General features: G+C 64.9%; 23 protein-coding genes. 2 read left to right on the top strand and 21 right to left on the bottom strand.

Annotated features, from left to right (window positions below; genetic code table 11):
- Positions 1-138: 138 nt before the first annotated feature.
- The 21 genes from tilS to IC761_RS06025 all read right to left on the bottom strand — a co-directional run bounded on the left by tilS (position 139) and on the right by IC761_RS06025 (position 16,697).
- Entirely contained in the window at positions 139-1,209 is a 1,071-nt protein-coding gene (gene tilS / locus IC761_RS06125) for a tRNA lysidine(34) synthetase TilS (RefSeq protein WP_195802388.1), read from the bottom strand.
- A gap of 70 nt (positions 1,210-1,279) precedes the next feature.
- Positions 1,280-2,329, bottom strand: coding sequence for a tol-pal system protein YbgF (ybgF, locus tag IC761_RS06120; RefSeq protein ID WP_195802387.1), 1,050 nt, complete (start codon positions 2,327-2,329; stop codon positions 1,280-1,282).
- Positions 2,330-2,515: 186 nt separating this feature from the next.
- Entirely contained in the window at positions 2,516-3,004 is a 489-nt protein-coding gene (pal, locus tag IC761_RS06115) for a peptidoglycan-associated lipoprotein Pal (protein WP_195802386.1), read from the bottom strand.
- Between the two features lie 252 nt (positions 3,005-3,256).
- Entirely contained in the window at positions 3,257-3,982 is a 726-nt protein-coding gene (locus tag IC761_RS06110) for an N-acyl amino acid synthase FeeM domain-containing protein (protein WP_195802385.1), read from the bottom strand.
- A 180-nt stretch (positions 3,983-4,162) separates the two neighbouring features.
- Positions 4,163-6,493 carry a putative bifunctional diguanylate cyclase/phosphodiesterase gene (locus IC761_RS06105; RefSeq protein ID WP_195804561.1) on the bottom strand — a complete coding sequence of 777 codons (2,331 nt, stop codon included), beginning with the start codon at positions 6,491-6,493 and terminating at the stop codon, positions 4,163-4,165.
- A 237-nt stretch (positions 6,494-6,730) separates the two neighbouring features.
- The gene (tolB, locus tag IC761_RS06100; RefSeq protein WP_438265132.1) at positions 6,731-8,020 is read right to left on the bottom strand and encodes a Tol-Pal system beta propeller repeat protein TolB; all 1,290 of its coding nucleotides are present in this window, start codon (positions 8,018-8,020) and stop codon (positions 6,731-6,733) included.
- A 105-nt stretch (positions 8,021-8,125) separates the two neighbouring features.
- On the bottom strand, positions 8,126-9,076 hold the full coding sequence (gene tolA, locus IC761_RS06095; protein WP_195804560.1) for a cell envelope integrity protein TolA: 951 nt from the start codon (positions 9,074-9,076) through the stop codon (positions 8,126-8,128).
- Between the two features lie 10 nt (positions 9,077-9,086).
- Positions 9,087-9,539: a protein TolR gene (gene tolR / locus IC761_RS06090; protein ID WP_195802383.1), complete on the bottom strand. Its 453-nt coding sequence runs from the start codon at positions 9,537-9,539 to the stop codon at positions 9,087-9,089.
- Positions 9,540-9,582: 43 nt separating this feature from the next.
- Positions 9,583-10,299 carry a protein TolQ gene (gene tolQ / locus IC761_RS06085; protein ID WP_028180156.1) on the bottom strand — a complete coding sequence of 239 codons (717 nt, stop codon included), beginning with the start codon at positions 10,297-10,299 and terminating at the stop codon, positions 9,583-9,585.
- Positions 10,300-10,690: 391 nt separating this feature from the next.
- Positions 10,691-11,401: an SDR family NAD(P)-dependent oxidoreductase gene (locus IC761_RS06080; RefSeq protein WP_195802382.1), complete on the bottom strand. Its 711-nt coding sequence runs from the start codon at positions 11,399-11,401 to the stop codon at positions 10,691-10,693.
- Positions 11,402-11,425: 24 nt separating this feature from the next.
- Positions 11,426-12,193, bottom strand: a complete 768-nt coding sequence (locus IC761_RS06075; RefSeq protein WP_195802381.1) for a serine acetyltransferase domain-containing protein — start codon at positions 12,191-12,193, stop codon at positions 11,426-11,428.
- A 51-nt stretch (positions 12,194-12,244) separates the two neighbouring features.
- On the bottom strand, positions 12,245-12,382 hold the full coding sequence (locus tag IC761_RS06070) for a hypothetical protein (protein WP_195802380.1): 138 nt from the start codon (positions 12,380-12,382) through the stop codon (positions 12,245-12,247).
- Positions 12,379-12,630 (bottom strand): hypothetical protein, encoded by a 252-nt coding sequence (locus tag IC761_RS06065; RefSeq protein ID WP_246791442.1) that lies wholly within the window; start codon positions 12,628-12,630, stop codon positions 12,379-12,381. Before IC761_RS06065 ends, IC761_RS06070 begins: the two co-directional genes overlap by 4 nt.
- Before the next feature lie 66 nt (positions 12,631-12,696).
- Entirely contained in the window at positions 12,697-12,867 is a 171-nt protein-coding gene (locus IC761_RS06060; protein ID WP_195802378.1) for a hypothetical protein, read from the bottom strand.
- 181 nt (positions 12,868-13,048) lie between these two features.
- On the bottom strand, positions 13,049-13,540 hold the full coding sequence (locus IC761_RS06055) for a DUF2852 domain-containing protein (protein WP_195802377.1): 492 nt from the start codon (positions 13,538-13,540) through the stop codon (positions 13,049-13,051).
- Positions 13,541-13,661: 121 nt separating this feature from the next.
- Positions 13,662-14,402 (bottom strand): TetR/AcrR family transcriptional regulator, encoded by a 741-nt coding sequence (locus tag IC761_RS06050; RefSeq protein WP_195802376.1) that lies wholly within the window; start codon positions 14,400-14,402, stop codon positions 13,662-13,664.
- Positions 14,403-14,497: 95 nt separating this feature from the next.
- A complete protein-coding gene (locus tag IC761_RS06045) occupies positions 14,498-14,860 on the bottom strand; it encodes a YciI family protein (protein WP_195802375.1) in 363 nt (120 codons plus the stop codon).
- A 32-nt stretch (positions 14,861-14,892) separates the two neighbouring features.
- Positions 14,893-15,297, bottom strand: coding sequence for a YciI family protein (locus IC761_RS06040; protein WP_195802374.1), 405 nt, complete (start codon positions 15,295-15,297; stop codon positions 14,893-14,895).
- A gap of 37 nt (positions 15,298-15,334) precedes the next feature.
- Entirely contained in the window at positions 15,335-15,751 is a 417-nt protein-coding gene (locus tag IC761_RS06035; protein ID WP_195802373.1) for a YciI family protein, read from the bottom strand.
- A gap of 111 nt (positions 15,752-15,862) precedes the next feature.
- Positions 15,863-16,228, bottom strand: coding sequence for a nuclear transport factor 2 family protein (locus IC761_RS06030; RefSeq protein ID WP_195802372.1), 366 nt, complete (start codon positions 16,226-16,228; stop codon positions 15,863-15,865).
- Positions 16,229-16,319: 91 nt separating this feature from the next.
- Positions 16,320-16,697, bottom strand: coding sequence for a cupin domain-containing protein (locus tag IC761_RS06025; protein WP_195802371.1), 378 nt, complete (start codon positions 16,695-16,697; stop codon positions 16,320-16,322).
- Between the two features lie 95 nt (positions 16,698-16,792).
- Here IC761_RS06025 and IC761_RS06020 point away from each other — a divergent pair, with 95 nt between their 5' ends.
- On the top strand, positions 16,793-17,581 hold the full coding sequence (locus IC761_RS06020; RefSeq protein WP_195802370.1) for an SDR family NAD(P)-dependent oxidoreductase: 789 nt from the start codon (positions 16,793-16,795) through the stop codon (positions 17,579-17,581).
- 129 nt (positions 17,582-17,710) lie between these two features.
- Positions 17,711-18,148 carry a hypothetical protein gene (locus IC761_RS06015; protein ID WP_195802369.1) on the top strand — a complete coding sequence of 146 codons (438 nt, stop codon included), beginning with the start codon at positions 17,711-17,713 and terminating at the stop codon, positions 18,146-18,148.
- Positions 18,149-18,209 lie beyond the last annotated feature (61 nt).

The raw sequence follows: 18,209 nt of genomic DNA, 5'->3' as shown, positions 1-18,209 counted from the left end.
GACTATTTATCCCATCTTAGAGCGATTCCCGCTGAAATAATGGCGTCCGGATCGGGGTTTTTCCTGCCTGGTTAAGGTGACCTGACATGGCTTAGGCGAAATGGCCGGTGTCATGGTCCGCGCTCATCCGCCTACCCTTTAAGTCCGCTTGCGCCGCCGGGCAGGCGCGGACACGACGTGGATACGCCCCCCGGCCAGGCTGATCAAGGCGCCCGCCAGGGTCTGCTTCAGGATCGCACGACCCTTTGCGGGTGCGCGTCCCCCGGACATGGCCTGGGACATGGCCTGGTCAAGCGCGCCCAGGAGGGTTTCGACCTTGCCGAGTTCCGCCGGCCCCTCATGACCGAAGGCATTGATGGCCCGCAGCAAGAGCCGCAGCCGGACCTCCTCCGGCAGGGCGGCGAAGGCTTTGGCCTCGAAGCTTCGCGCGGCCGGGCCATGCGGCGCATTGGCGCCATCCCGCAGGCGGAGGAAACGCTCGGCGCCGTCGGTCAAGACCTCGACCGCCGCATTGGCGCGGGCGAGCCTGCCTGCGAGCCGCGCCAGATTGCGCGCATCGCCGCCTTCCGCCGCGAGCTGCGGCAACAGCGCACGCAGCCGCGGCCGGGTGAAGGCGCTGTCGCGGTTGGTGGGATCATCGGCAAAGCCGAGCTTGGCCCGCCTCGCCGTCGCGATCAGCTGCGATTTCGGCACATCGAGCAGCGGACGCGCCAGCACGATGCCGTCGCGCGCCGTGAGGCGCGCCATCGCCGACAGGCCGGCAATGCCGCTGCCGCGCAACAGCCGCATCAACAGCGTCTCGGCCTGGTCGTCGCGGGTGTGCGCGGTCAGCACATGGGTCGCCCCAGTCGCACGCGCGGCCTGCGCGAGCAGGCGGTAGCGGGCCTGCCGCGCCGCCGCAGGCACGCCCGTCTTTGGCTTTGCGTCGCGCCAGCGCAGGGTTTTGTGCGTCAATCCGAGTTGCGTCGCGATCCGCTTGACCTCGCGCGCCTCGCGCGCGGCCTCCGGCCGCAGGCCGTGATCGACGGTGACGACAACGAGCTTCGGGCCGCGTGCGAGGCTCTTCTGCCAGCGTGCCGCGAGCCACATCAGCGCAACCGAGTCGGGCCCGCCGGAGACCGCGAGCACCAGCGCGGGCGCGCTTCTGAGGTCGGCGAAGAGCTGCTTCGCCTCACGCGCCGAGATCGGAGAATTGTCGTCGTCTGACATGACGCGGCCCAGCAATCGCCACACTGTTTAGCGCAGCACGATCCACCTTGTCAGCGACGACCGCAGGGTGTCAGCACTTCACCCGCTTCTGCTCGCGGTCCACCGCGGCTTTGACGCCGGCGGAGGCACGCGGATATTTGCGGCCGACCTCGCCGAAGGCGGCACAGGCGGCCTCCTTCTCCTTCAGCGCAGCGAGCGACTGGCCGAGCCGCAGCAGCGCGTCCGGCGCCTTGGCCGATTTGTCGTATTTGGTGGTGACGGCGAGGAAGGCCTCGGCGGAGTCGCGATATTGCTGGCGCTGGTAATAGCTCTCGCCCAGCCAGTATTGCGCGTCGCCGAGCAGCGGATCGCTCGGATATTTCTGCGCAAAATTCTTCATGGTCTGCTCGGCCAGCGCATAGTCCTTGCGCTGCATGTAGCCGATGCCGAGGTCGAACTCATCGCGCGGCGTGGCCGAGGGCGGCAGCGTCGCAAGGCCGGTGCCGCCGGCTGCGGGTGGATAGCCTGATTGCGCCGGCGGATAGGCCGGCTGCGCGGGCGCTGCGGCTTGCGGATAGCGACCACCATTGTTGTTGAGATCGAGCGGCTCGCCGGGGTTGCGGCCAGCGGGCACACCGACCTGCGTTCCCGCCGCCGTTCCAGAAGACATGGGCTGCTGGCCGCCGCCGAGCGCGCGCGGCGCGCCGGGCGCGCTCGGATTTTGGCTCGGGTCGAACGCATCGCCGCGGCGGCGCGTGCCGGGCGCACCGGGCGCCGGCTGCTCCTGGACGATCGGCGCGGGAGAAGCGATCTGCGGCTGCTCGTAATTGGGCTGGGCCGGTTGCTGCTGGCGATAGCTGGGGGCGATCTGCGCGGGCGGCATCGCCGCGACGCTGGGCGGCGCCGGCGCCTGTCCGGGCGCAGCCTGCGCGCCGCCCTCCAGCGCCCGCAGCCGCTCTTCGAGCTGGCGGTTGCGATATTGCAGCTCCTCGTTCTGGCCGGTGAGCTGGCGCAGCTGGTTTTCCAGCCGCTCGATCCGCATCTCCGGGTCGTCGTCCGACTGCGCGAGAACGGGCGAGCAAAAGGACAGCAGCGCGGCGATCGCCACGATGGCTTTAACGACCTGGAATCTGGATGACATCTTGCCCTGACGACGAAAGCGAAATGGCCTGCGACGGAACATTCGACGCGCCACACATTGAAGGGGAGTACGCCAAAAATGTGGCTGCTACAAAGGGGTTTCTGTCACAGATCGCTGAAACGAAACCGGCGCCCGAGAGGGCGCCGGCAGATGAATTTGCTTACGCTCGGCTGACAGCGCGTGAGCTTAAGAGCTCGCGTTCAGCACGGTGACGGCGCGACGGTTCTGCGACCAGCAGGAGATGTCGTTACAGACGGCCACCGGGCGCTCCTTGCCGTAGGAGATCGTGCGCATGCGGTTCGCATCGATGCCGCGCGAGGCGAGGAACGAACGCACCGACTGGGCGCGGCGGGCGCCGAGCGCGATGTTGTATTCGCGGGTGCCGCGCTCGTCGGCGTGACCTTCGATGGTGAAGGAGTAGCGCGGATAGGTCTGGAGCCACTGCGCCTGCTTCTCCAGGGTCACGATCGCCTGCGGAGTCAGATCGGTCTGGTCGCTCTCGAAGAACACGCGGTCGCCCACGTTCACCACGAAATCCTGCTGGCTGCCCGGCGTCGCCGCGCTCGCATTGGCGTCCAGGCCCGCGTTCTGCTTGGCGCAGGCGCCCATCGACAGCGCGACGGCAAGCACCGCAACCAGCTTCAATCCCTGGAGGATACGCATAGGATTAGTCATTCCGGAGCCTCCACGCTCACGTTCGTCCACTGCTGTCCGGTCTACAGGGGGTTGGTTAAGCGAACGTTCCGTCAACCTTGACGGAACCTTGCTCCGGCCGGTCAAATGCCCCCCACCGGCGAAAAGCAACCGCCATGGTTAATGGGTTGTAAATGTGGCGCGAGGGTGAAGGCAAGCCGCGTTAGCCGGCAAAAACGCTGGTTCTGCTGGAATTTTGGGCCCTGGCCCGGGGGAATCCCGGCGTACCGGATATCAGGCCTGAACAGCGTCCGCGACCAGCACCGGCCGCTGCGGCAGCTGGCGCTGGCCGCCGCGCCCGAACAGCATCCGCCGCTCGAAGGCGGTGGAGCGCATGATCGGGTAGCGCTCGAACACCTTCTTGCGGAAGGTCGGGAAGTCCGCCGCCATCAGGCCGAAGGCCTTGGTGAGGCCGGGGACGATCCGGGGCTCGGCGATCGGCGCATGCAGGAACACCCGGCGATAGAACGCCTGATGCTCGGAACGCACGATGGCGAGGCCGAGATCGGCATTGAAATGCTCGCACGCCATGTAGGCGAGGCGCGTCGTTAAATAGGGCAATTCCGGCACGCGCTTGGCCTTGTCGGGATCAGCCACGAAGCGGGTCGGGTCGATCATGACCTCGCCGCGGTCGAGCCGCGGCAGCACGACGTCGGGGAAGACGTCGGCGGAGGTGGATCTGCGCCATTCCGAGGTCAGCACGCTGATGCGCACCGAGCTGCACAGCTCGCCCTGGAGATAGACGCCGAAGGTCCAGGCGTTCGGCAATTCGTCATACTGGTCGGTGACGCGCGCGTCCGGAGATTCGGTGACGGCGCCTTCGCGCAGATAGGCGCGGTAGCGGAGATTGTAGATCTCCTCCTTCTCCGCGACCGTTTCGGCGAGATGATAGTCGACGTCTGTCAGGAGCTCAGCACCCCGTCCAACAGCCGAAATGATCGCTCTGGCTGAGGACTGCATTCCAACTCCTTACCCACCACTGCTCACAACGCAGCGCGCAGGACAACTTCCACGCGCGTGATGAATTGTTAACAGCTTCTTAACAACGACGCAAAGCAATCGAAGGGTTAGGGTTAACCCTCCGTAGGACTACGGTACCCAGCAACAGACTGAAACGACAGGGAATTCCCGGAAGCGTGCTTAAGCGAAGGAACGCGCGCCGACGACCTGGAGCAGGTTCTCGCCACGCCGTCCGTGCGAGGCGTTGAGCAGCTGGCGCATCCGCACCGCGGGCACCGGACGGCTGAACAGATAACCCTGCGCCTCGGACACGGTGCCGTCGGCGCTGATCAGCTCGAGCTGCTCGTTGGTCTCGATGCCCTCGACCACGACCGACATGCCGAGGTCGGCGGACAGCCGCGCCACGCCACGCAGCAGCGTCAGCGGGCGGTCGGTGTCGATGCCCTCGAGGAAGGAGCGGTCGATCTTGACCTTCTGCATCGGGAAATTGTGCAGATAGCTGAGGCTCGAATAGCCGGTGCCGAAATCATCCAGCGAGATGCGCACGCCGAGCGCATGCAGCTGCGACAGGATGTCGTGGGTGAGCTGGGTGTTGCGCAGCAGCGAGGATTCGGTGATCTCGATCTCGAGGCGATGCGCCGGCAGGCCCGACACTTCGAGCGCGTAGCGGATCTCGCTCAGCACGTCGCGCTGGTGGAATTGCTGCGGCGAGAAGTTGACGGCGACGCTGACGCCCTCCGGCCACTTCATGCATTCCATGCAGGCGCGGCGCAGGATCCAGCGGCCGAGATCGACGATCAGCCCCATGTCCTCGGCGACCGGAATGATGTCGACCGGCGAGACCGTGCCGCGCACCGGATGGTTCCAGCGCAGCAGCGCTTCGCAGGTGGTGATCTTGCCGGACTTCAGATTGACCAGCGGCTGGTAGAACAGCTCGAACTCCTCGTTGGCCAGCGCCTTGCGCAGGTCGAGCTCGAGGATGCGGCGGGCCTCGACAGTCGCCGCCATCTCGTCGCGGAAGAAGCAGAAGGTGCCGCGACCGTCGGCCTTGGCGCGGTAGAGCGCCATGTCGGCATTCTTCAAGAGCGTATCGGCGCTGACGCCCTCGGGCGAGGTCAGTGCGATGCCGACGCTGGCGCCGATCTCGACCAGGTGATTGTCGATGCGGTAGCGCTCGCTGAGCCGCTCGACGATGCGGCGGGCAAGGCTCGCAGCATCTTCGGGCGCGTTGATGTTCTGCTGGAATACGACGAATTCGTCGCCGCCGAAGCGGGCGACGAAGTCCTCCGGCCGCAGCATCTCGCGCAGCCGGTTGGCGACCGCGCAGAGCAGCTGGTCGCCGCAGGGATGACCGAGCGTGTCGTTGACCTGCTTGAACTGGTCGAGGTCGACGAACAGCAGTGCGGAGAGTCGCTCGGCATGATGCGCATTCGCCAGGAGCCGCTCGATCTCGTCGCGGAAGGAGACCCGGTTCGGCAGCGCCGTGAGCTCGTCATAGCGGGCGAGATGGCTGATGCGGGCTTCCGCATTGGTGCGTTCGGTGATGTCTTCCAGCAGCAGCACGGTGCCCCCGCCGGTCATCGGCTGGAACGTCCAGGCCAGGGTACGGGCGCGCGCAAGATTGGGATCGGCGGTGACGATCTCGTTGATCCGCGCGCCCTCGATCTCGGACAGGATCAGATTGCCGCTGTCCGCCGAGATCGATCCGGCGGCAACACAGGCCGAGACGATGTCGGCGGCGCTGGCGCCGCGTTTGACCAGGTCGTCAGGCAGCTCCATCAAACTACCGAAGCAGTGATTCATCACCGCGAGGCGCCCGTCGGCGCGGAACATGCACAGGCCGTGCGGCATGTTGTTGAGCGCGGTGTCGAACTGGTTTGCCAGAGCGGATTCGCGAAAGCTCGAGGTCAGCGCCTTGACGAAGATCGCATGCAGGCTGAGGTTGATGCCCTTCAGCGCGATGAAGAACATCCCCAGCAGGATCGCGAGCCCGATATAGTAGAAGCCGCCATGCAACAGCAAAGCCAGCGACATCGGGCCGCAGGCGAGCGCGACGTGCCACTGAATCACCCTTGGCTGGCCGTAATTGCGCGCGGCGCCACCGGCGGTGTAGCCGACGGCGACGGAGACGCACAGCATGTTCGCGACCGCATCGTCATTGTTGTAGATGACGACGAAACACCACAGACCGATCACTGCGGCATATGCCAGCGCGCCGAACCAATAGCGCGGCTCCAGGTGCTTGGCTTCTTCGAAGGTCAGACCCGGCACGCGGTTTTCGTAACGCCGCATTTGGAACGCGCGCGCGGTGCCGATCGCAATGATCATGAAGGCGATCGGCCACTGCCAGACGTCGCCAGTCTTCAAGGCAGTCATGACCGCGGCCACGGCCGTCGAGGCCGAGCCGAGGAAGATGGCCCAGAAATTCTGAACCATAGAGTTGATGAGAGCGGCGTAGAGTATTGGCTCCAGCTCGTCTCGATCGCTCTGCTTCTGGTCGGCCAGCTGCATTGGCTTGTTACGCATTCCTGTTCGGCGCGTACTTTTACTCAAGCCAGATGAAGCCTTTCTGAGGGAACATCGTTAAAGGCGAGTTGTTTTTCGGCAATAGCGAAGCTATTTCTGCTGACATATCAAGCAACTAGGCAAGCGTTGCCGAGCCCATGGTGAAGGAAAGCTTGCCCTCGGCACGGAATGCGAAAAAATCGGCACTTTTTTTCGAAAACATCGCGCGTGTGAACGCGCGATCTATTGACCCGCCGTCGAGGACAACAGCGGCGACCACGCGGGGTCGGAGGCGAAGCCCGGCGTCGGCACCTTCAGCTCGTTGCGGCCGGAGATGTCGACGGAGAACAGCGACGGCCCGCCATTGCCACCGGGATCGCGGAAGAACATCAGCACACGGCCGTTCGGCGAGAAGGTCGGACCTTCATTGTGGTAGCCGGAGGTGAGGAGCCGCTCGCCGGAGCCGTCCGGCTTCATGACGCCGATCGAGAACTGCCCGCCGCCCTGCCTGGTGAAGGCGATGTAATCGCCCTTCGGCGACCACACCGGTGTCGAATAGGTGGCGTTGTTGTCGTCCTTGGAGAATGAAATGCGCTGCGCCTGTCCGCCGGTCGCCGCCATCACATAGATCTGCGACCTGCCGCCGCGATCGGACTCGAAGCAGATGCGGGTGCCGTCGGGCGAGTAGGACGGCGACGTGTCGATCGCCGGCGTGTCGGTGAGGCGCGTGGTCGAGCGCGAGCGCAAATCCATCACGAACAAATTGGAATTGCCGCCCTGCTGCAAGCTCATGATGACGCGCTGGCCGTCCGGCGAGAAGCGCGGCGCAAAGGTCATGCCGGGGAAATTGCCGACGATCTCGCGCTGCCCGGTCTCGATGTTGAAGAGATAGACCTTCGGGTCGCCCTGCCCGAATTCCATATAGGTGATCTCTTGCGAGTTCGGCGAGAAACGCGGTGTCAGCACGAGGTCGGCGCCGCGGGTCAGATAGCGCACATTGGCGCCGTCCTGATCCATCATCGCGAGCCGCTTGACGCGGCGTTCCTTCGGCCCGGACTCGTCGACGAACACGACGCGGCTATCGAAATAACCCTTGTCTCCGGTCAGACGCTCATAAATCTGGTCGGAGATGATGTGCGCGATGCGGCGCCAATATTCCGGCGAGGTGAAATACTGCTGTCCGGTGAGCTGCTGGCCGGAGGCGACGTCCCACAGGCGGAATTCGGCCTTGAGCCGGCCGTCCGGCTGGCGCGTCATGCGGCCGGTGACGAGGGCCTGCGCGTTGAGGGTCTTCCAGTTCTGGAATTGTGGCGCGACATCGATGTTGCTGATGCGCTCGATGAAGGCGGCCTGGTCGATCGGATTGAAAAGTCCCGAGCGCTTCAGATTATTGGTGATGACCTGCGTGACGCCGGCGCCGACCTCGCCGTCCGAGGGCGAGCCGGCCACGAAATTGGTGATCGCGATCGGCAGCGGCGCGACGTTGCCTTCAGTGACCTGCAGCTTGGTCTGCGCCAGCAAGGCGTGCGGCATCACCAAACCGGCCGCAACGCCGGCACCGCCGATCAGAACCTGACGGCGATGGATAGGCAAAGGAGACAAGGGAAAAGACTTTACCGACATTGCGATCTCTCAACGTTAGCTGCGGAACATCGTCTTTGGATCGAAATCGATGTCCATGTATTTCCACTGCTCATAAGTCTCATCGCGCAGCATGGTATAGGGCTGGCCCTGCAACACGGCCCTGACAGCAGCCTCGGCCGCGGCCCGGTAGCTCGGCGAGGAGCCGGTCGACACCACCAGCGGCGTCGCGGCCAAGCGCCGATCCGGGCCGAGCTGGATGCGCACCGTCACGAACATTTCTTCGGGATGCTCGATGCCAGGCGGCACGTTCCACAGGCTCGCGAGCCGCGCGCGCATCGCGTCAAGCTCGGACTGCGACAGCGTTGCGGCCGTGCCGCGCGTGGTGCCGAGCGAAGCCGATGCATTCAGCGTCGCACCGGTGATCGCCTGCCGGGTCGGATCGCGCTTGTCCAGGAGTGCCGCGATCTTGGTCTGATCGAAGGTGCGCTCCTGCTTCGGTTTCGGAGGCTGGGCCTGCGAGTGCGCAGGCTTGGCCTCCTGCTTTGGCGTTGGCTTCTTGGCTTCCTGCTTCTTGATGGTTTCAGCGATTGGATCTTCCTTGGCCAGATCTGGCTTCTTTTCGGCCGGTTTCTGCTCTTCCTTCGGCTTGTTCTCGACGACAGGTTTTGGCGGATCGGGCTTCTTCTCGATCGGCTTCTCTACTGGCTTCGGCGGCGGCTCGGGTGCAGACGAGGTGACGATTTCCTTCTTCTCGGTCACCTTCCCGATCGCGTCCTCGACAGGCTTCGCCTCGGCCACTCTCTCGACCATTGGCTTCGGCTTGTCTTTTTCGCCGGTCTTGATGCCGGCGGTCATCTTGGAGAGCTGATCGGTGCTAATGGTCTCGATATCCACCGCCTCCAGCGGCGGAGCCTCCATCGAGCGCGACGAAAAGGTGAGCAGCCCCCATCCGATCACGAGGACGTGGAGGGCAATCGACGCAACGAGGGTCTTGTCGACGTTCACCTTCACCGGCTTAGGACCCCTGATCCGCTTCCGTGACGAGCGCCAGCTTCTTGAATCCTGCACCGGACAACAGGCCCATCACCCTGGCCACCGTGCCGTAATCCGCCTTCTTGTCGGCGCGCAGGTAGATGCGCTCCTCGAGCCCGCCGCGCGCATCCGTGATCGCCTTCAGCTTCGGGATCAGCTCGTTCAGCGCCACCTCGGCGTCATTGATGAACACCTTGCCCTTGATGTCGACCGACATCTGAAGCGGCTTCTGGTCGTTCTGGTCGAGGCTCTTGGCCTGGGTCGACGGCAGGTCGAGCGGCACGCCGACCGTCAAGAGCGGCGCCGACACCATGAAGATGATGAGCAGCACCAGCATCACGTCGACCATCGGCGTGACGTTGATTTCGGCCATGACCGGCTTGCGCCGGCCGCGACGGCCGCCGCCTCCGGACGAGCTGCCTACGTTCATCGCCATGGTCTAAAGCCCACTCCCGCCTTCACACTATACATGCCGTCCGTCAGCCCCGCTCGTCGATCTGACGGGACAGGATAGCTGAAAATTCATCAGCGAAGCCCTCGAGCCGCTGGGCCTGCCGGTTCACCTCGGAAGTGAACTTATTGTAGAAAATAGTGGCAGGAATTGCGGCAATGAGGCCGACGGCGGTCGCAAACAGCGCTTCCGCGATACCGGGCGCCACCACCGCCAGAGAGGTATTTTTCGACGCCGCGATCGACTGGAAACTCGACATGATGCCCCAGACCGTGCCGAACAGGCCGACAAAGGGGCCGGCCGAGCCCACGGTCGCGAGCACCAAGAGCCGGCGTTCCAGCCGCTCGACCTCGCGGGCGATCGAGACGTTCATGACCTTGTCGATGCGCATCTGGAGGCCCGCGACCGAGCGCGCGTGGCTTTCGAACGAACGCTTCCACTCGCGCATCGCCGCGACGAAACAGGCCGCCATGGAATGGGTCGGCTTGGCCGAAAGCGTGCGATAGAGTTCCTCGATCGACTCCCCGGACCAGAACGCCTGCTCGAACCGGTCCATCGAGCGGCGGGTGCGGGCGTAGAGGAATATCTTGTCGATGGCGATCGCCCAGACCCAGACCGAGCAGGACAGAAGTCCCAGCATCACCGCTTTCACGATCCAGTGAGCCTGCCAGAATAGCGCAATCAGCGACACGTCGGCGGAGGCGGCAACCGGAAGGGCGGACTGAGCCACATCGGCCGGATTCATCAGCAATATCCTCTCAAGGCGATCGTTAACCCACGTCTCCGGCCTGCAAATGGCTGCCGGTTCCCCAACCGCCGCGCAAACCGGCGCGGCCGGCAAGCCCGCTCAAAGCCTCGTCTTTTCTGGGGTGCAGGGGCTGGTCCAAAGCCGGCCGCCTGCATTCCCTGCCAAGATGTCAAAACTATGGGGCCTCGACCCAAGGTCTCGACTTCGGGCTTGGGGCGCGATTGTCCATCCTTACCAGAGCCCGGCGATGGTTAATGCCGGGTTACCGGGGGTGATTTTGGCTGCGGGAAACGGTGGCAGCGCAGAGGGTTGGGCCCGGTTCCCCCAGCCGAAGGCCCGTCCAGGCTCTCCGTCGTCGTTCTGGGGAAGGCCAGGACGACAGCAGGGACTACCACTTCTCCTTCGAGGTCCTCACGTCGAGCTCGAACGACCAGGCGCGCTCGGGCTGGCGGTAGAGGAAGGCGAAGCCATCGACGATGCCTTCGATACTGATCAGGCTGTCCTCGCGGCTTGCCGCATCGGGGAACCGGGTCAAGATCTTGTCGCCGGCGATGGCGCCATCGACCACGACATGGCCGACGTGAATGCCCTCGGGCGCGTATTCCTTGGCCATGGCCTGCGCCAGCGTGCGCAGGCCCGCTTTGGCCGAGTTGAAGGCGCCGTAGCCCGAGCGGCCGCGCAACGAGGCGCTGGCGCCGGTGAAGAGCAACGTCCCGGCCTTCTTAGGCGCCAGGCGGCGCACCGCCTCGCGGCCGAACAGGAAACCGCCGAAACAGACCACGCGCCAGGCGGTCTCGAAATAATCGGCCTCCATCTCGATGATTTTTCCGGGCGTGTTGTTGCCGGCATTGTAGATGGCGAGATCGAGCTCTTCGCCCGCCGCGTCGAACAGGGCGACGATGTCGCTCTCTTTCGTGGCGTCCGCCACGAACGGCACGGCCGTGCCGCCCGCCTTCGTGATGTCGGCCACAACCGCCTGCAACGCCGACAGAGTCCGGCCCGCGACGATCACCTTCAACCCCTCGACCGCGAAACGCTTGCAGAGCTGGGCGCCGAGCCCTCGCTCGGGTCCGACGCCGATCACGATTGCCGTCTTCATTGCACGTCTCCGAATATTGGCAGGTCAGGCCACTGATGCGGGCTCGGGGCAGTTGGTCAGTCGAACTGGATTGCCGACCGCGGTGCAGCCGGCGGGCACGTCTGATGTCACGACCGTATCGGCGCCGATCTTTGCGAAATCGCCGATCCTGATATCGCCGAGGATGGTCGCGCCGCCACCGATGTAGACGCCGCGACCGATGCGCGGCGAGCGCGCCGGCAATTCACCGCGGCGCCCGATGCTGACGTTCTGGAGAATGGTGACCTCGTCGCCGATCACGACATTGGCGCCGATCACGATGCCGGTGGCGTGGTCGAGATAGACGGCCGATCCGATGTACGCCGCTGGATGAATGCTGACCTGCAACACATTCGAGGATTCGTGCTGGAACAGCAGCGCCGCATCGCGCTGGTCGCAACACCAGAGCCAGTTCGAGACGCGCCAGGCTTGCAGCGCGACATAGCCTTTGTAATGCAGCATCGGCGGCAACAGCGCGGCGATGGCGGGATCGCGCAGCGCGATGGATCGCAAGTCGCGGCTGGCCGCCTCGATCAGGTCCGGCTCGTCACGAAAAGCCTCGCGCGAAAAGGCAGTGAAGCGCGCGCGCTCGGCAGCACTGTTGCCAAGCCGGCGACCTATCAGCTCGGCCAGAGCCGCGGCAAAATCATCATGGGCGAGAATGGTGCTGGCAAGAGTCTTGCTGAACACGGGATCGGCATCCGCCGCGCGCTGCGCCTCACCGCGGATCTCCCGCCAGAGGCCGTCGCTCGCCGCGATCGCAGCTTCCGTCATGGTTGCCTCCGCTCCGCCTGCTTTGGTACGGGCAGATATAGGCGGTCTGCATCAAGGCGCCAGTCGTGTCGCCGGCACGCGATCGAGGGTGGTCCGGGCCCGCTTGCGCAGGCTGAGTGCATAGAGCCAGCCGCCGGCCGCGATCAGGACCGGCAGGACAAAGAGCGAGAAATCGCGGAGCAGAATCATGGCTCGACGCTCCCCTTCGCAAACGAGATGGCCCGGCCGAGTGCGAGCCAGGCGAACCAATAGAGATAGAGGCTCAGGAACAGCTTCCAGGACTCGCCAACCTGCCAGTGCGGATAGAGCTCGACCTCCGACGGCCATTTGTTGAGAAACGCGATGACCGTCGGAATGAGGCTACCGAACCGCCCGAACAGCGCGGTGGCGCGCTCGAATAGCGCGATACGCTGGTTGATCTCTTTACGGTCGGTCATGGTCATGCCCGTTGGCGCCGCGGGAGGCGCTGTCAGGACTTGGTCGGCCCTCGCGGGGATCAGGTTCTATCGCGCCTGGCTTTCCCGCACACGGGAATAAACGACGCCGCAAAACCTCCGGCCGCAGACGCGAAAATGGCAGTCGGGATCGCCCGCGCAGCTGCCATAGACGAAGCTGATATAGCCGAGCACCGCGAAGGCGGTCAGGCCAAGCAGAAAGCGGGTGGTGAAGTCCACGCACGTCGCGGCGCGGCGGCGTGAGGCGCACGCAAGTCTTAGTGTCGGAGCGTCGGCATTGGGTTCTCCCAAAACCAAACCGCCCGCCTGCGGGGTGCGCGGGCGGGCGGCTCGGGGCCATCAGGACTTTGGGGGCATGCGCCTGAAGGCTTTGAGAGGTGTCTCGATCAGCCCTTCCAGATCAGCCTTGGGGCTGGTCGGTCGGCGGCGGGGTCGGACGCGTCTTGTGCTGCGCCATGAACTGGTCGAACTCTTCCTTGTCCTTGGCGTGACGCAGGCGGTCGAGGAAGTTCTTGAACTCGACCTGCTCTTCCTCGAGCCGGCGCAGCGTTTCAGAACGGTATTCGTCGAAGGCGCGGTTGCCGGAGGACGGCGGGCCAAAGCCAAAGCCAAAGCCGTGGCGCTCCATGCGGCCGCGCATGCGGTCCATCTTGTACTGCATCCGCTCCATCTTGTTCTGCCAGCGATCCTGATTGCTCCAGCACGACATTCTTCTGCTCCCGAGTGTGAAAAAGAGAAGGGCAAGTCCGATCGGCCACCAGATGATGAAGCCGAGGATGGTCACGGCAATCCAGCCAGGATGCCATGGCGTATCGAGCATGTGCGGCCGCGCGTACTGTTGCTGTTGGTCCGAGGGGCCGCGCCAGCGATTGACATCAGCGGTGTAGGCCATTTCCCTTCTCCATCACGGCATCAGCGCCGTTGTGAATGTAAATAACATTTACATAGCTAGATCATCCCGCGATTTTGTCAAGCTGGCGGCCTGACAGGCCCGCGGAATTATTTGCGCAATTTTATTTCGGCTTGCCCCAGGGTCCGCCGGGGGGCACGCCAGAACCGGAGGGAGCCTCCGGCGGCACCGGCGGCGGCTCGGCGCCTTGGGCCGGCGGACGGCGGTCGGTCGGAAAGCCGAGCCCACGCAGATAGATCAGCACCTCGGCCTCCAACAGCTCGTCCGGCGACATCGGCAGCTTTCGCCGCGCAGCATCGCCACGCGAGAACAGCGAGGCCACGCCGTGCGACATCGACCAGATATGCAGCGCCATCATCATCGCCGGCGGACGCGGCGTGCCGGGCGGTGCCAGCGCCGCGAGTCGCTCGGCGGCGGCGCGAATGATGTTGAAGGCGCGCTCGCTCGCGGCCTGCAGCGCCGGATTGGCATCGACCGGCAGGCCGGATTCGAACATCGCGTTGTAGAAGGCAGGCTCCTCGCGGGCGAAGGCGAGATAGGCCTTGCCGACGCGCTCGAACGCCGTGACGGTGTCGGGCCGTCCGTCGTCCCAGGCCGCGGTCAGCCGCTGCTCGAACTGCTCGAAGCCGCGTTGCGCGATCGAGGACAACAGCTCGTCGCGATCGCGGAAATGGCGGTACGGCGCCGCCGCGCTGACGCCGGCCATGCGCGCGGCATCGGCAAAGGTGAAGCCGGCCGCGCCCTTCTCGGCGATCAGGCCGAGGGCAGCCTGCAACAAGGCTTCCTTCAGATTGCCGTGGTGATAGCCGCGCTCGGCGCGGCGCTCTTCCTTGCGCCAGCTCATGTGAACGGCTTTTACATGAGCTGGGCGTGAAGGTCACTAGCGCGGGGCCGGATTTGGTGAACCCATAGTTCCCGCAATCCGGGACGCCTATGGCCCTAGCCGCCGGGGATCGGCAGCACCGGCATGATCTCGACACGCTCGCCGGGGAAGATCGCGAAGTGCGGATGGTTCTCGAACATCTTGGCCGCCGCTTCGTGGGAGGCGGCACGGACCACGGTGAAGGCGCCCATCTCGTTGGCGATGTCGGCGACGCCCTTGCCGTCGACCTGCTTGGTCTTGCCGAGGGGACCGCCCATGGCCTGGATTGCGCCTTGGTGCTTCTCGACCCAGCCCTTCCAGGCCACCATGCCTTCCATTTCCTTCGCCTTGCGCTCGGCCTCTGGCATCGCGTGCCACGCCGCCCATTTCGGACTGGTCTTGCTGCCGAGGAAAACGGCGAGATAGGTATCGGTGCTCATTGGCGGTTTCTCCCTTTTGCTGAACGATCAGACTACTTCTTGAGGTCACCGAAGCCGGCAGCAGCCTCCTGCACCTCCGGCGAGAAATCGGACATTTCCTGCACCTGGCGGATCTCGATCACCTCGTTGGGCGATGCCGGGCACTTCTTGGCCCAGGCGATCGCCTCCGCGCGCGAAGCGACCTCGATCATCCAGTAACCGCCCAAAACCTCCTTGGCCTCGGTGAAGGGGCCGTCGGTGACGATTGGCTCGCCGGTCGCAAACGACACGCGCGCGCCCATCGACGGAGGGTGCAGACCGTCGAGCGTGATCAGGACGCCGGCATCCTTGAGCGCCTCGTTGTAGCGCATCATCGCAGCGACGCGTTCGGGATCGAGTTGCACGTCCGGAGGCGCGGTCTCGTAACCGAGCGGGATCATCAGCATCATGAATCGCATTGGGGATCCTTGTTTGGTTCGAATGACCGCTACGCCGTCACTTCTTCGCCGCGTGGGCGCGCGTGCGCTCTTCCTGCTCGCGCAGCTCGGGCGTGAAGGCCTCGCCAAAATCCTCGGCCGAGAACACCTGGCGGATCTCGATCTCGGAGCCCGGATCAAACGGCGCGCGCTTCATCCAGGCGATCGCCTCGTCGAGCGAGGCGGTCTTGATCAGCCAGAAGCCGGCGATCAGGTCGGGAGAGAGATCGAACGGACCGCGGGCGACGCTCGCCTCGGACGCCCCATACTTCACCCTGGCGCCCTTCACCGTCGGATGCAGGCCCTCGCCCGCCTCGATCACGCCGGCCTTGGCCATCTCCTCGTTGAATTGGCCCATGGCGGCCAGCCTCTCCGTGCTCGGCATCTTGCCGGCCTCGGTGTCCCCGTTCGCCTTGACGATCACCATGAAACGCATCGACTTCGCTCCGTAACCTTTTCAGGGCGCGGTCAACCCCGACCCGCGCTCCCCTGTAAGACGAGCGATCTTTTACAGAACCGACACGGCTGCGGAAATTATTTTTGGAGGTTATTGCGGTTGCGGCACGAACCGGCCGTCCTGGAATGTGGCGCCGAAATAGACCTCGATGCGGCGGACCCTGTCGGCGGCGAAAGTGAAGAACTCGGTGTTGCGAAAGCTCCTGCCATCTCTTGCCAGGCAGTGATAGGTGACGAAGGCCTCGTCGCCGGCGACAACAATGCGCTCGATCTCGTGGCGGGCGATCCAGCCGGTGTCCCGCCAGCACCGTTCGAAATAGCGCGCCTTGTCGAGGTCGGCGTCGAACGGGCTGGTGAAGCGGAAGTCGTCGGCGAGCGCGTCACTGACCCGCTGCTTGTCATTGGCGAGATAGGCGGCGAAGAGGTTTCGAATCAGCTGCTCGCGGTCGTCCGGCATCGCGCGTTTCCTTCGGCATCACTCAGTAAAGACGATGCATGCACGATCGCGCCGACATTTTGTCGCAGCGATCCGCCGCGAAGCTCCGACCCTACCGCTCCCACCGTCGCGTCACCCCGCGGGCTCCCTCCGGGAGCGCCTCGAAGACTGGCGAGGCCAGCACGGCGTGGACGTGCAGCGTCGCCGGGCCCGAATTGCGAAAGCCGTGCTTGCGGCCGGCGGGGATCAGCAGCGACTGGCCCGCCACGACCGTGACGTGCTCGGCCTCGATCCACATCTCGGCCTCGCCGGCGCGCACCGTCAGCACCTCCTCGACCGTGTGGCTGTGCGTCGGCGCGCCGGCGCCGGGATCAACCCATTGCTCAAAGATACAGAGCGCGGTGGCGCCGTTGCGCGCCGATGTCACCATGCGCGTCCTTACACCCGGCCGCCAGTCCTCGAGCGGGATCGTGCTGGGGTCGATGGGCATGGTGTAAGGCCCTTTCTTGCCGGGACGAAAGCGAAGTAATAAGGGGCCGGCGCTCGCGCGCGAGCGCGCCGTTCGGACACAGGACAGATTAGCAAATGTCGCAAGCCTTGCAAAAAGTTGCCCTCGTCACCGGCGCCGCGCGCGGGATTGGACTCGCGACGGCGAAACGCTTCCTCGCCGACGGGTGGCGCGTGGCGCTGCTCGATATCGAGGGAGAGCTGCAGGCGAGCGCGGTGGCGGCGCTGAAGAATCCCGATCACACCCTGGCAATCACCTGCGACGTGTCCGATGCAGCCGCCGTGGGAGCCGCGATGGCAGCGATCATGAACCGCTTCGGACGGCTCGATGCTCTCGTCAACAATGCCGGCGTCGCCGTGTTCGCGCCGGTGCTGGAGACCAGCAACGCCGACTGGAACAGGATCATGGCGGTCAATCTCAGCGGCCCGTTCCTGTGCACCAAGGCGGCCGCGCCGCTGATCCGCGAGCAAGGCGGCGGCGCCATCGTCAACATCACCTCGATCTCGGCGGTGCGCGCCTCGACGCTGCGCTCGGCTTACGGCACCAGCAAGGCTGGTCTGGCGCATCTCACCAAGCAGCTCGCGGTCGAGCTCGCCTCCCTCAACATCCGCGTCAACGCGGTGGCGCCGGGGCCGGTCGATACCGCGATGGCGAAGCAAGTGCACACCAAGGAGATCCGCGCGGACTATCATGACGCCATCCCGCTCAACCGCTACGGCCTGGAGGAGGAGCTCGCGGAGGCGATCTTCTTCCTGTGCTCGGAGCGCGCGAGCTACATCACCGGCCAAATTTTGGCCGTCGATGGCGGCTTCGATGCGGCGGGCATCGGCCTGCCGACACTGCGCGGCGAGCGGCGGAACGGGTGAACCTCATACTGCCGTAGGGTGGCCAAAGGCACGCAAGGGCCGTGCCCACCACGTCTCCAGGTTTGCGGTGATATTGGTGGGCACGCTACGCTTTGCCTACCCTACGGAATCGAGCTCGTGGAGTGCTTCATGCGACGCGTTGCCCTCGTCAAAGCCTGGATTCTCGCAGCCGCCCTGCTCGTCTCCGCGCCCGCCGCCGCCGAGATCCGGATCATCCAGAGCCCCGGCGGACAGGTCGGACCATTCCTCGACCTGTTCGAAAAGGTGCGCGAGAGCGGCGAGCGGGTGGTGATTGACGGTCCCTGCCTGTCCGCCTGCACGCTCGTGCTGAGCATCGTGCCGGGCGAGCGCATCTGCGTCACCAAGCGCGCCGTGCTCGGCTTCCATGCGGCGCGTTCAGTCGACCGCCGCGGGCGCTTCTATGCCGAGCCGGAAGCTTCCGAAGCCGTGCTCCAAGCCTATCCCGGGCCGGTGCGCGACTGGATCAGCCGCCGCGGCGGCCTGACGTCGCGACTGCTTCTGTTGAAGGGGCGTGACCTCGTAGCGATCTATCCGCGCTGCCGTTGAGTCCCGGGCCGCGCCTGTCCGGCACGCGTCCTCACTTGAAAGGACGGGGGCTTTGTCCGAT

This window comes from Bradyrhizobium commune, assembly GCF_015624505.1.
Classification (GTDB): domain Bacteria; phylum Pseudomonadota; class Alphaproteobacteria; order Rhizobiales; family Xanthobacteraceae; genus Bradyrhizobium; species Bradyrhizobium commune.
The sequence above is the reverse complement of the archived record's forward strand: the minus strand, read 5'-3'. Positions and strand labels throughout refer to the sequence as shown.

What these genes read in the sequence shown, in the direction of transcription:
- tilS (WP_195802388.1), bottom strand. Translation starts at nt 1,209, where the DNA reads ATGTCAGACGACGACAATTCTCCGATCTCGGCGCGTGAGGCGAAGCAG.
- IC761_RS06110 (WP_195802385.1), bottom strand. Translation starts at nt 3,982, where the DNA reads ATGCAGTCCTCAGCCAGAGCGATCATTTCGGCTGTTGGACGGGGTGCT.
- tolR (WP_195802383.1), bottom strand. Translation starts at nt 9,539, where the DNA reads ATGGCGATGAACGTAGGCAGCTCGTCCGGAGGCGGCGGCCGTCGCGGC.
- IC761_RS06035 (WP_195802373.1), bottom strand. Translation starts at nt 15,751, where the DNA reads ATGCGTTTCATGGTGATCGTCAAGGCGAACGGGGACACCGAGGCCGGC.
- pal (WP_195802386.1), bottom strand. Translation starts at nt 3,004, where the DNA reads ATGACTAATCCTATGCGTATCCTCCAGGGATTGAAGCTGGTTGCGGTG.
- ybgF (WP_195802387.1), bottom strand. Translation starts at nt 2,329, where the DNA reads ATGTCATCCAGATTCCAGGTCGTTAAAGCCATCGTGGCGATCGCCGCG.
- IC761_RS06080 (WP_195802382.1), bottom strand. Translation starts at nt 11,401, where the DNA reads ATGAAGACGGCAATCGTGATCGGCGTCGGACCCGAGCGAGGGCTCGGC.
- IC761_RS06030 (WP_195802372.1), bottom strand. Translation starts at nt 16,228, where the DNA reads ATGCCGGACGACCGCGAGCAGCTGATTCGAAACCTCTTCGCCGCCTAT.
- IC761_RS06065 (WP_246791442.1), bottom strand. Translation starts at nt 12,630, where the DNA reads ATGACCGACCGTAAAGAGATCAACCAGCGTATCGCGCTATTCGAGCGC.
- IC761_RS06040 (WP_195802374.1), bottom strand. Translation starts at nt 15,297, where the DNA reads ATGCGATTCATGATGCTGATGATCCCGCTCGGTTACGAGACCGCGCCT.
- IC761_RS06105 (WP_195804561.1), bottom strand. Translation starts at nt 6,493, where the DNA reads ATGCAGCTGGCCGACCAGAAGCAGAGCGATCGAGACGAGCTGGAGCCA.
- IC761_RS06055 (WP_195802377.1), bottom strand. Translation starts at nt 13,540, where the DNA reads ATGGCCTACACCGCTGATGTCAATCGCTGGCGCGGCCCCTCGGACCAA.
- IC761_RS06075 (WP_195802381.1), bottom strand. Translation starts at nt 12,193, where the DNA reads ATGACGGAAGCTGCGATCGCGGCGAGCGACGGCCTCTGGCGGGAGATC.
- IC761_RS06020 (WP_195802370.1), top strand. Translation starts at nt 16,793, where the DNA reads ATGTCGCAAGCCTTGCAAAAAGTTGCCCTCGTCACCGGCGCCGCGCGC.
- IC761_RS06070 (WP_195802380.1), bottom strand. Translation starts at nt 12,382, where the DNA reads ATGATTCTGCTCCGCGATTTCTCGCTCTTTGTCCTGCCGGTCCTGATC.
- IC761_RS06045 (WP_195802375.1), bottom strand. Translation starts at nt 14,860, where the DNA reads ATGAGCACCGATACCTATCTCGCCGTTTTCCTCGGCAGCAAGACCAGT.
- tolQ (WP_028180156.1), bottom strand. Translation starts at nt 10,299, where the DNA reads ATGAATCCGGCCGATGTGGCTCAGTCCGCCCTTCCGGTTGCCGCCTCC.
- IC761_RS06015 (WP_195802369.1), top strand. Translation starts at nt 17,711, where the DNA reads ATGCGACGCGTTGCCCTCGTCAAAGCCTGGATTCTCGCAGCCGCCCTG.
- tolB (WP_438265132.1), bottom strand. Translation starts at nt 8,020, where the DNA reads ATGCCGCACGCCTTGCTGGCGCAGACCAAGCTGCAGGTCACTGAAGGC.
- IC761_RS06025 (WP_195802371.1), bottom strand. Translation starts at nt 16,697, where the DNA reads ATGCCCATCGACCCCAGCACGATCCCGCTCGAGGACTGGCGGCCGGGT.
- IC761_RS06050 (WP_195802376.1), bottom strand. Translation starts at nt 14,402, where the DNA reads ATGAGCTGGCGCAAGGAAGAGCGCCGCGCCGAGCGCGGCTATCACCAC.